The sequence below is a fragment of the Thalassobellus citreus genome (genome assembly GCF_044385915.1).
GTDB lineage: Bacteria > Bacteroidota > Bacteroidia > Flavobacteriales > Flavobacteriaceae > Thalassobellus > Thalassobellus citreus.
On record NZ_JBISCC010000127.1, the window covers coordinates 398,171 to 410,199 of the forward strand.

At 30.7% G+C, this 12,029-nt stretch carries 11 protein-coding genes; 10 read left to right on the forward strand and 1 reads right to left on the reverse strand.

Annotated features, from left to right (window positions below; translation table 11 throughout):
• Positions 1-202 precede the first annotated feature (202 nt).
• From ACH5TX_RS15350 to ACH5TX_RS15365, 4 genes are read left to right on the forward strand one after another with little or no spacing between them, the layout of a single operon-like run.
• On the forward strand, positions 203-1,030 hold the full coding sequence (locus ACH5TX_RS15350; RefSeq protein ID WP_439340370.1) for a prephenate dehydratase: 828 nt from the start codon (positions 203-205) through the stop codon (positions 1,028-1,030).
• A complete protein-coding gene (locus ACH5TX_RS15355) occupies positions 1,027-2,172 on the forward strand; it encodes a pyridoxal phosphate-dependent aminotransferase (RefSeq protein WP_439340371.1) in 1,146 nt (381 codons plus the stop codon). The genes ACH5TX_RS15350 and ACH5TX_RS15355 overlap by 4 nt, the downstream gene beginning before the upstream one ends.
• Positions 2,169-3,020, forward strand: a complete 852-nt coding sequence (locus ACH5TX_RS15360; RefSeq protein WP_439340372.1) for a prephenate dehydrogenase — start codon at positions 2,169-2,171, stop codon at positions 3,018-3,020. The genes ACH5TX_RS15355 and ACH5TX_RS15360 overlap by 4 nt, the downstream gene beginning before the upstream one ends.
• An 11-nt stretch (positions 3,021-3,031) precedes the next feature.
• Complete coding sequence (locus ACH5TX_RS15365) at positions 3,032-4,114, forward strand: chorismate mutase (RefSeq protein WP_439340373.1); 1,083 nt, start codon at positions 3,032-3,034, stop codon at positions 4,112-4,114.
• 58 nt (positions 4,115-4,172) lie between these two features.
• Here the strand turns inward: ACH5TX_RS15365 and ACH5TX_RS15370 are convergent, their stop codons facing one another.
• Entirely contained in the window at positions 4,173-4,823 is a 651-nt protein-coding gene (locus ACH5TX_RS15370) for a hypothetical protein (RefSeq protein ID WP_439340374.1), read from the reverse strand.
• A 91-nt stretch (positions 4,824-4,914) separates the two neighbouring features.
• On the opposite strand from ACH5TX_RS15370, the gene rsgA reads away from it, so the two are divergent.
• From rsgA to ACH5TX_RS15400, 6 genes are all read left to right on the forward strand, one after another.
• Positions 4,915-5,865: a ribosome small subunit-dependent GTPase A gene (gene rsgA, locus ACH5TX_RS15375; protein ID WP_439340375.1), complete on the forward strand. Its 951-nt coding sequence runs from the start codon at positions 4,915-4,917 to the stop codon at positions 5,863-5,865.
• A complete protein-coding gene (dtd, locus tag ACH5TX_RS15380; protein ID WP_439340376.1) occupies positions 5,862-6,314 on the forward strand; it encodes a D-aminoacyl-tRNA deacylase in 453 nt (150 codons plus the stop codon). Before rsgA ends, dtd begins: the two co-directional genes overlap by 4 nt.
• Positions 6,315-6,482: 168 nt before the next feature.
• Positions 6,483-8,393, forward strand: a complete 1,911-nt coding sequence (locus ACH5TX_RS15385; RefSeq protein WP_439340377.1) for a DUF3858 domain-containing protein — start codon at positions 6,483-6,485, stop codon at positions 8,391-8,393.
• A gap of 18 nt (positions 8,394-8,411) precedes the next feature.
• Positions 8,412-10,430, forward strand: coding sequence for a DUF3858 domain-containing protein (locus tag ACH5TX_RS15390; RefSeq protein WP_439340378.1), 2,019 nt, complete (start codon positions 8,412-8,414; stop codon positions 10,428-10,430).
• The gene (locus tag ACH5TX_RS15395; RefSeq protein WP_439336757.1) at positions 10,427-10,753 is read left to right on the forward strand and encodes a nucleotide pyrophosphohydrolase; all 327 of its coding nucleotides are present in this window, start codon (positions 10,427-10,429) and stop codon (positions 10,751-10,753) included. The genes ACH5TX_RS15390 and ACH5TX_RS15395 overlap by 4 nt, the downstream gene beginning before the upstream one ends.
• Before the next feature lie 36 nt (positions 10,754-10,789).
• Entirely contained in the window at positions 10,790-12,013 is a 1,224-nt protein-coding gene (locus ACH5TX_RS15400) for a 3-phosphoshikimate 1-carboxyvinyltransferase (RefSeq protein ID WP_439340379.1), read from the forward strand.
• Positions 12,014-12,029 lie beyond the last annotated feature (16 nt).

A 12,029-nucleotide genomic window follows, 5' to 3' on the forward strand; every position in this document is an offset into this window, starting at 1 on the left:
TAATTATGAAAGCAACAGTAAGTTATACATATTTTAGCAACTTTTTTTATTTCTTCTTTAGCAGAAGAAACGAGACGTTGTGTGTATAATTTATAAACTATAAATTTTAAATATGAGTCTCGATGTAAATCGAGACTTTTTTTTGTTTAAGAGTTGATAAGAATAATATAAAGGAATAAATATTTTAAAATAATATCAAAAATTGATTAAAACAGTAGCCATACAGGGAGTAAAAGGATCTTTTCATCATATTGTGTCGAAACAATTTTTTGAAAAACCTGTTAATCTTATTGAATGTTTAACATTCGATAGAACAGTTGATTCTGTAATTACTAAAGAATCTGATGCGGCTATTATGGCGTTAGAAAATTCTATTGCTGGTTCAATTATTCCTAATTATGCTTTAATAGATAAGCATGATTTGCATGTAGTTGGAGAGCATTATTTAGATATTCAACATAATTTAATGGCGTTGCCAGGTCAAGATATTAAAGATATTAAAGAAGTGTACTCGCACCCTATGGCATTGTTGCAATGTAAAGCGTTTTTTAAAGCCTACCCTCATATTAAATTGGTAGAAGATAAAGATACTGCTGAGGTTGCACAACGTATTCAAGAGCAACAATTAAAAGGAATTGCAGCCATTGCAAGTGTTATGGCAGCCGAAATATTTGAGTTAGATATTTTAGCACACAGTATTCAAACAATTAAACATAACGAAACACGCTTTGTTATTGTAAAACGTACAAATTCTGAAGTGCCAGAAGACGAGATAACTAAAGCTTCTATAAAATTTGAAGCAGACCATAAACGTGGTAGTTTAGCAACTATTTTAAATGTAATGAGCGATTGTAAATTGAATTTAACTAAAATACAATCGTTACCAATAGTTGAAACACCATGGAAATATGCCTTTTTTGTTGATGTTACTTTTGAAACGTATGCCGATTTTAAGAAAGCAAAATCCATTATTGATATTATGGCGCAAGGATTTAAGGTGTTAGGTGAATATAAAAATGCAAAGTTATGATTGAAGTAGCAGATAGATTAAATACGGTTGAAGAATACTACTTCTCAAAAAAACTAAGAGAGGTTAATTTGTTAATAGCTAATGGAAAACCAGTTATTAACTTAGGTATAGGTAGTCCAGATATGCAACCGCCAAAAAAGGTTGTTGATGCTTTAACTAAAGGGTTGTTAGATCCTAATGCGCATAAGTATCAAAGTTACCAAGGATTACCAGAATTAAGACAGGCTATTGCAGGGTTTTATAAAACACATTACGATGTGAATTTAAGCCCGAATACCGAAGTACTGCCTTTAATGGGAAGTAAAGAAGGTATCATGCATATTTCTATGGCATATTTAAATAAGGGTGATGAAGTTTTAATTCCAAATCCTGGGTATCCAACTTATCAGTCTGTTACAAAATTATTGGAAGCAACACCTGTTTTTTACGAACTTGATGAAGCTAATAAATGGTTGCCAGATTTTAAAGCATTAGAAAAATTAGATTTAAGTAAAGTGAAGCTTATGTGGGTAAACTATCCGCATATGCCAACAGGCGCTCAACCAAGTAAATATTTATTTGAAGAGTTAGTTGCCTTTGGTAAAAAGCATGATATTTTAATAGTAAATGATAATCCGTATAGTTTTGTTTTAAATGACAATCCTACAAGTATTTTGAATGTAGAAGGCGCTAAAGATGTTTGTTTAGAGTTAAATTCTTTAAGCAAAACCTTTAATATGTCTGGATGGAGAGTAGGTATGGTTGTTGGAAGCGATACGCATATTAATAACATTTTAAAAGTAAAAAGTAATATGGATTCTGGAATGTTTTATGGCATTCAAAAAGGTGCCATAGAAGCTTTAAAATGTTCAGAAATGTGGTTTGTTACTTTAAACAGTGTGTATAAGGAGCGTCGTGATTTAGTTTGGAAATTAGCCAAAGCATTAAATTGTACTTACGATGAAAATGCAACAGGACTTTTTGTTTGGGCCAAATTACCGCCACATATAAAAGCAGAAGAATATATAGATTTAATACTTAAAGAGAACCATATATTTATAACACCAGGAACTATTTTTGGTAGTCAAGGTGAAGGATATATTCGTTTTTCTTTATGTGCACAAACTGAAGATTTAGAAGAAGCAATTGCTAGAGTAAAATGAAAAATATATACGCAATAGGTGTTGGTTTAATTGGTGGTAGTCTTGCTATTGATATTAAAAAGAATAATCCAGATGTGATTATTCATGGTATTAGTAGAAAACAGTCAACACTTGATGAAGCATTATCTCTTAATTTAATTGATAAAAAAGCAACCTTAGATGATCTTGGTAATGCCGATTTAGTAATTGTGTCTATTCCTGTAGACGCTACCGTTAAATTATTACCAACTATTTTAGATAAGATATCAGAGAATGGATTAGTTGTAGATGCAGGATCAACCAAATTAGATATTTGTAAAGTGGTTGAAAATCATCCTAAACGTAGAAATTTTTTAGCAATGCATCCTATTGCAGGTACAGAACATTCAGGACCAAGTGCAGCTATTAGTGGCTTGTTTCAGGGGAAAACAAATATTGTTTGTGAAGTTGAAAAAACAACGTTTAAGCTTCAAGAAAAAGCATTAAAGTTGTTTTCAGATATAGGTATGCGTATTCGTTATATGAATCCGGAAGCCCATGATAAACATATTGCTTATGTATCACATTTATCGCATATAAGTTCGTTTATGTTAGGTAAAACAGTTATAGATAAAGAAAGAAATGAACGCGATATTTTTGATATGGCGGGTAGTGGATTTGCATCAACTGTAAGATTAGCAAAAAGTTCGCCAGAAATGTGGACCCCTATTTTTAAACAAAACAAAACAAACGTAATAGAAACTCTAGAAGAGTATATTAATAACCTCACTCATTTTAAAGAGCTTATGAAATCAGATGATTTTGATGCTATTTTTAATGAGATGAAAAATACCAATCATATAAAAGATATTTTAAACGGAATTAGTTAAGTAGTGAAATTATGGAAAACACAAAAGAAATGAGAACCTGGTTAGATGATTTAAACTTAGATCATCCGTTGGTAATTGCTGGCCCTTGTAGTGCCGAAACAGAAGAACAAGTTTTAAAAATTGCACATGAGTTAAAAGATACTGATGTTAGTTATTTTAGAGCTGGTATTTGGAAACCAAGAACACGTCCAGGTATGTTTGAAGGAGTTGGTGCTTTAGGTTTAAAATGGTTACAAAAAGTAAAAGCAGAAACAGGTATGAAAATTTGTACGGAAGTTGCTAATGCAGCTCACGTAAAATTAGCCTTAGAACATGATGTAGATTTATTATGGATTGGTGCACGTTCTACTGTAAGTCCATTCATTATGCAAGAAATTGCAGATGCTTTACAAGGAACTGATAAGCCAGTTTTAATTAAGAATCCAGTAAATCCAGATTTAGCTTTATGGTTAGGAGGTATTGAAAGAATTTACAAAGCAGGTGTTAAAAATATTGGAGCAATACACAGAGGTTTTTCTACTTACGAAAAAACAAAGTACCGTAATACTCCAGAATGGCAATTAGCTATTGAGTTTCAAAATAAATATCCAGATATTCCTTTAATTAACGACCCGTCGCATATTACAGGTAACCGTGAAATGATTTTTGATGTATCTCAAGCGGCTTTAGATTTAAATTTTGATGGGTTAATGATTGAAACTCATTACGATCCTGCTAATGCATGGAGTGATGCTGCTCAACAAGTAACTCCATCTACTTTAGTTCAAATTATGAAAGATTTGAAAATTAGAAAAGAATCTGATTCTGAAGCTGAATACAATAAATCACTTGATAATTTAAGAGCACAAATTGATGTGGTTGATAATCAAATTATCGATTTATTAGGTAAGCGTATGAAAGCAGCTGATGGTATTGGAACTCTTAAAAAACAAAAAAATGTAGCGGTTTTACAATCGAAACGTTGGAATGAGATTTTAGGAAAAATGGTTTTAGAAGGACAAGATCACGGTTTAAGTGAAGAGTTTATTTTAAAAATGTTTAAAGCTATTCACCAGGAATCAATTAATCATCAAGAGAAGATTATTAATAGTTAAAAGCTGTTAAGTTTTAAGTGTTAAAAAAAAGGCTCGCAGTTGCGAGCCTTTTTTTGTTTTAATCATTTTTAGTATAAGCTAATCTTCTTGAAGCTTTTCTCATTAAAATATTTATTAAGTCATCAGGACTACTCCCTATACTTCCTCTTACTTTTTTATTGTAGTTCCATAATAGTACACCATCTTCAGCATTGTTTATACTCATGTTTATAACAGCGCTATTAGTGCTTCCCCAAAAACCAATAAGTAGTCCTAAAGCAACAGAAGCTCCTTCAGACATGGGTTTATCGGTTTCAAATTCTCCAGAAATAACAGCATCAACTTCTAATAGTTTTGCAAGTTCTTGAGGAGTGTACTCGGTAAGGTTGTCATAATCAATATCATTTTTTTTTAAAAGAGCTGTTGTTACTTTGGGGTCTTGTACTTCTAAACTTTGTAATTTACCTCGTTTTTTTCTTTTTAAAAACCATGAATACATAGCGGTTTGGACACCTTTTCCTTCAGATTGCTCTAGTTTATGTAATTGTTCGTTAGTCATATCCTTCATTTGTTTAGGTCTTAATTTAACCTGAGTTATAAAAGGAAGTACAGCAATAATTTTATGCGATTTTGCAATTTCATCAAAATTTGGATTTTCATACAAATTAGTTTGAGCAATTGAGTTTTGAATAATTGCTAAAAAAAGAATAGGTAAAAAAAGTTTTTTCATGTTTTTGTTGTTGAGATTTAATAAATAAGGGGCTAATATATAGATATTCTTACGTGTAAAATAATTATTTTAAACTACTTTTGGAAAAAATATGACAGGACGCGTTTATAAATCTACAGGAAGTTGGTACACCGTAAAAACTCAATTGGGTGATGCTTACGAGTGCCGTATAAAAGGCAAATTTAGGATGAAAGGTATTAAAAGTACCAATCCAATTGCAGTTGGAGATATTGTCGATTTCGAGTTGGAAACCGATAATAATCAAGTGTCAGGAATCATTCATAACATACACGATAGAACGAATTATATTGTTCGAAAATCTGTTAATTTATCAAAGCAAACCCATATTATTTCGGCAAATGTCGATCTGGTTTTTTTAATGATTACCATTAATAATCCGCCAACTTTAACAAGTTTTATAGATCGGTTTTTAGTAACCGCTAATGCTTATTCTATAAAAACTGTTTTGTTATTTAATAAGATAGATACTTACGATGAAGAAACGCTTAACGAAGTAAAATACCTAGCGCATGTATATCGTAAAATTGGTTACGAATGTATTGGAGTTTCTGCAAAAACAGGTAAAAATGTAGATAAGGTAAAGGCTTTAATGTTGGGTAAAGTAAGTATGTTTTCGGGGCACTCAGGCGTTGGTAAGTCTACACTTGTAAATGCTATTGAACCTACATTGAATATAAAAACAAAAGAAATTTCTACACAACATATGCAAGGGCAACATACAACAACCTTTGCCGAAATGTTCGATTTAAGTTTTGATGCCACCATTATTGATACACCAGGTATTAAAGGTTTTGGTGTCGTAGATATGGAAAAAGAAGAAGTAGGAGATTATTTTCCAGAGTTTTTTGCTTTAAAACAAAACTGTAAGTTTAATAACTGTTTGCATATAAAAGAGCCAAAATGTGCTGTAAAAGAAGCTTTAGATAATGGCGATTTAGAATTCTCAAGATACCGTAGTTATCTCCAAATTATTGAAGGAGAAGATGAGCATTACAGAACTGATACCTGGGAAAAAGAATGAAAGTAGTTATTCAAAGAGTTTCAAAAGCAAGTGTTACCATTGATGACGAAAAAGTCGCTTCTATTTCAAATGGGCTTTTAATTCTTTTAGGAATTGTAAATGAAGATTCTCAAGAAGATATTAATTGGCTTTCAAATAAAATTATAAACCTGCGCATTTTTGGTGATGAAAATGATGTTATGAATAAATCGCTAAAAGATGTTGATGGAGACGTTATTGTAGTAAGCCAATTTACTTTACACGCTTCAACTAAAAAAGGAAATCGTCCAAGTTATATAAAAGCAGCTAAACCCGATATTGCCATTCCGCTTTATGAAGCTTTTGTAAAACAATTAGAGTATGATTATGGTAAAGTCGTTCAAACAGGGCAATTTGGAGCCGACATGAAAGTAGATCTGCTTAATGATGGTCCTGTAACTATAATTATAGATTCTAAAAACAAAGAATAAATAAATTTACTTTTGCAGTAAGTTACCACAAATTTATTCCTTAATTTACTTATATTAGCTGTAAGATTTTTAGTTTTAAAACTAAAAAATATGCATTATAACGAAATATGATTTTTCTCATGTTATAATGGGTTTTAAAATAATAAATTTAAAACTTATTCTTTTTTTATGGTTTTTAGAAGCATTATTAGTACTTTAATATTACTCACCACAATAACTGTTTTTTCTCAAGAAAATTTATACACAAGTTTCACAATTCCAGATAATCTTAAACAAAATGCAAATGCAGTTGTTAGGTTAAATGATATGAATATTTCAATAAAATCGGCTAATGAAATGTACATAACAAAAAAGAGAATTGTTACGGTGCTAAATAAAGAAGGAGACGATGATGTTGATGCCTATGTGCATTATGATAAGAATGTGAAAATTAATGAACTTCAAGTTTTAGTATATAATCAGTTTGGTGCGGTTATTAAAAAAATAAAAAAGAAAGATTTTAAAGATGTGAGTGCGGTTGATGGCGGTACATTATATTCAGACTCTAGAGTTAAATATCTAGAATACACACCAATTGATTATCCGTATACCATTGAGTTTGTTTGTGAAACACTAACAAGTAATACAGCATTTATTCCTTCATTCTACCCATTAAACGGTTATTTTGTTAGTGTAGAAACAAGTGGTTATAGCATTGATTACCCAGAAACTATAACAATTAGAACAAAGGAAAAGAATTTAGAAAGTTTTGAATTAAAAAAAGAAACTCTAACAAATGGAGTTAAATACAAAGCACAAAACATAGAAGCTATTAAACCAGAAAGGTATAGTCCTGCGTTTTTTGATTTTGCACCTAAAGTTTTATTAACTTCAAAGCAATTTACTCTAGAAGGTGTCTATGCTGAAGTTGATGATTGGAATAGCTTTGGGAAATGGATGTATCATGATTTAATAAAAGATACATATGATTTGCCTGAAAGTACTATAAGTATGATTCAGAATCTTGTAAAAGACGAACCGAATGATATTGAAAAAGCAAGAAAAATATATCAATATGTTCAAGATAAAGTAAGATACATTAGTGTGCAAGTAGGTATTGGTGGGTGGAAACCATTTAATGCTTCAGAGGTTGATAAACTTGGGTATGGAGATTGTAAAGCCTTAACAAATTATACTAGATCGCTTTTAAAAGCTGTAGGAGTAGAGTCTAATTATAGTGTTGTTTATGCAGGGAAATCTCAAAGAAGTTTAGAAGATGATTTTGCGGCAATGCAAGGCAATCATGTTATCTTAAATATTCCTCAAGAAAACAATGAAAACATATGGCTTGAATGTACCAGTCAAAAACTGCCTTTTGGTTTTATAGGCGATTTTACAGATGATAGAGATGTGTTAGTTATTACACCAGAAGGCGGAAGAATTGAGCATACAAAAAAGTATACAGTAGAAGAAAATACGCAAATTATAAAAGGAAATTATAGTATTTCAAAAGAAGGGGATATTGATGCAAGTGTAAATGTGAATTCTAAAGGCATTCAGTATGATAATAAATATTGGTTAGAAACCGAAACAGAAAGAGATTTAGATATTCATTACAAAAAACGATGGAAATATATTAATAGCATTTCTATAAATGACATGCATATTGAAAACAATAAAAAAGCTATTGAGTTTGTTGAAGATGTGAGTTTTAAAGCGTCTAATTATTCTAAAATTGTTGGAAACAGAATGCTACTTACATTAAATGCCTTAAATAGAAATACGCACGTTCCAGATAGATACAGAACCAGAAAGCAGCCATTAAAAATAAAAAGAGGTTTTGTCGATATTGATGAAGTTGAAATTAAGTTACCTCAAGATTATAAAGTAGAATCGATGCCCAAAAACATGTTGGTGGAGAATAAATATGGGAGTTATAAAGCTGAAGTAGAAGTTAAAGACGAAAACACATTAATTTATAAAAGACAGTTTGTTATTAACGACGGCGAATTTCCAAAAGAAGATTATGCCGATTTTAGAAATTTTTATAAAGAAGTTTCAAAAATGGATAATGCAAAAGTAGCTTTAATAAAGAATTAAAATTAAAACCAACAATAAATGAAAACCACCACCACAATTTTATTAAGCTTATGTTTCTGCATATCGTCATTTGCACAAGATTATAAATTCGGAAAAGTATCAAAAGAAGAATTGCAAGAAAAATTCAACCCACTAGATTCATCTGCAAGTGCTACGTATTTATATAAAAATAGAGAAACTTATTTTAGATACCAACAAGGGGAAGGTTTTAGTTTAGTAACAGAAATCCACGAGCGAATAAAAATTTATAATCAAGAAGGGTTTGATTATGCAACGCATGAGCTTTTGTTATTCCATAGAGGCGGTAATAAGGAAAAAGTATCTAATCTTAAAGCTTATACTTATAACTTAGTTAATGGTAAAATGGAAGACACTAAGTTGCAAAAAGATGGTGTGTTTAATACAGAATATAGTGAGTATCGAGATCTGTATAAATTTACAATGCCAAATATAAAGGAAGGCTGTGTTATTGAGTTTAAGTATATAATAACATCAGATTTCATCTCCAATGTTGATGAGTTTGTTTTTCAGCACGATATTCCCATTAAGAAGTTAGATGCAAGATTTGAAGCACCAGAGTATTTTAATTTTAAATTAAATTCTAAAGGTTTTTTGTCTGTAATTCCTAAAAAGAATACTAAAAATGATAAAATTACTTTTACAAATAAATCTAGAACAGGAGGGAATGGGTTTTCAACAACTAATACGTCATATAGTACATCCGATTTGAATTTTTTAACACATCTAACATCATATAGTTTGTCTGATATTCCAGCGTTAAAAGAAGAGCCATATGTAGACAATATAAATAATTATCGTTCAGCAGTTAAATATGAGTTGTCCTATGTTAAAATGCCTCAATCTCCTATAGAATATTATTCTACAACATGGGAAGATGTGGTTAAAAGTATTTATGAGAGTTCCAATTTTGGTTTAGAGCTAGAAAAGTCAAGTTATTTTAAAGTTGATATTGATGCTTTAGTAAGTAATATTTCAGATCCTATAGAAAAAGTAGCATTAATATTCAACTTTGTTAAATCAAAAGTTAAATGGAATGGCTATTATGGGAAGTATTGTAGTGATGGTGTTAGAAAAGCATATAAAGATCAAGTGGGTAACGTTGCAGAAATCAATTTAATGTTAACAGCCATGTTACGTCATGTTGGGTTAAATGCTAACCCTGTTTTAGTTAGCACTAGACATCATGGTATTCCGTTGTTTCCAACTAGAGAAGGTTATAATTATGTGATTTCTAGTATAGAATTGCAAGAAGGAGTTATTTTATTAGATGCTACTAGTAAGTATAGTAAACCAAATGTTTTGCCCTTAAGAACTTTAAACTGGGAAGGGCGTATTGTTAGAAAAGATAAAACGTCTTCAACCATAAGTTTATATCCAAATGTAAAATCTGAAAATAGAATTATGATGCTGGCTAAATTAGCCGAGAATGGTGATGTTGAGGGCGGAATTAGAACTGTTAAGAGGGTTCATAAAGCCATGACCTTTAGAGAGGATTATTTAGAAGCAGATAAAGATCAGTTTTTAGAAAAGCTTGAAAAAAAATATAATGGTATGGAGATATCTGATTTTGTAGTTAATAATGAAGATGATTTATCTAAACCAATATCTGAATCTTTTAAATTTTCAATAGAAAGTCAAGCCGATGTTATTAATGATAAAATATATTTTTCACCATTATTATTCTTAAAAACTAAAGAAAACCCTTTCAAACTAGAAAAACGTGAGTTTCCAGTCGATTTTGGATATCCTTCTGTTACTTCATATAACTTAATGATTAATATTCCGTCAGGGTATAAAGTAGAATCTACTCCAAAGTCAGTTAAATTAATGCTTCCAGATAATTTGGGGTCTTATAAATATATTATATCGGTAAAACAAAATACAATTCAATTGGCGGTAGAAGCTGAAATCAACCAATCTAGGATTTCACCTGTTCATTATGAAGCTTTAAAAGCTTATTTTAGTGGCTTAGTAGAAAAAGAATCAGAACAAATTGTATTAACTAAGGTAGAATGAACATTCAAAACGCACAAAAAGAAGTAGATAATTGGATTAAAGAACACGGTGTTCGTTATTTTAACGAGCTTACAAATATGGCGCAACTTACCGAAGAAGTTGGAGAAGTAGCTCGCATTATTGCACGTCGTTATGGAGAGCAAAGCGAAAAAGAAAGCGATAAAAATAAAGATTTAGGCGAAGAACTGGCCGATGTTATGTTTGTTGTATTGTGTTTAGCAAACCAAACAGGAATAGATTTACAAGCAGCTTTTGATAAAAAATTGGATTTAAAAACCAAGCGCGATCACAATAGGCATCATAATAACGAAAAATTAAAGTAAATTTGCAGCTTGTTTAAATATAGATTTATAAACTAGATGCATATTACACTTCAAAAATCTAAAATTGCAAAGCAATCTTCAGTAAAAATAACAGGTTCTAAAAGCGAATCTAATAGATTATTGTTATTACAAGCACTATATCCAGAGTTTGAATTAGCAAATGTTTCAAATTCAGATGATAGTTGTTTAATGTCAGATGCTTTGGCATCATCGTCAGAGATTGTCGATATACATCACGCAGGAACTGCCATGCGTTTTTTAACTGCTTATTTTTCTATTCAAGAAGGCCGAGAAACTATTCTTACGGGTTCAAAACGTATGAAAGAGCGTCCTATTAAAATTTTAGCAGAAGCACTTCAAGATTTAGGAGCAGAAATAAGTTATGTAGAAAACGAAGGTTTTCCACCAATAAAAATTAAAGGAAAAAAGTTAACCAAGCATCAAGTTACTTTAAAAGCAAATGTAAGTAGTCAGTATATTTCTGCCTTATTATTAATAGCTTCAAAACTAGAAAACGGTTTACAATTAACTTTAGAAGGCGAGATTACATCGGTTCCTTATATAAATATGACTTTGAGTTTATTAGATGAAATAGGCGTAGAGTCTTCATTTGTAGGCAATGTCATTACTGTTAAACCAAACACTAAAAAATTAACACCAAAAACGCTAACAGTAGAGTCCGATTGGTCATCGGCATCTTATTATTTTAGTTTAGCGGCTTTAAGTGAGGTAGGAACAGAAATTAGTTTAAGTGCTTATAAAGAAAACTCATTACAAGGAGATTCTGTTTTGGTCGATATTTACAAACATTTTGGAGTAACAAGTGTTTTTAATGATAATTCGGTAACACTAAAAAAAGAAGCTTCAAACTTAGAACCATTAGAGTTAGACTTAAAAAATGCTCCAGATATTGCGCAAACCATAGCAGTTACTTGTTTTGCTTTGGGTATTTCTTGCGATTTAATAGGTTTACATACCTTAAAAATAAAAGAAACAGATAGACTTGTTGCATTAAAAACAGAGATTGAAAAATTAGGAGGCAACGTTACCATTACAGATAAATCTTTGCATCTTTCAGCTTCAAAAAAAATAAAAGAATTAGTTTCTATTGCAACATACAACGATCATAGAATGGCTATGGCATTTGCACCTTTAGCATTAAAAACACCAATTATTATTGAAGATGCAGCAGTTGTTTCTAAGTCATATCCAACATTTTGGGACGACCTAAAATCTATTGGATTTCAAATAACTAAATAATAATCATTCATTTACT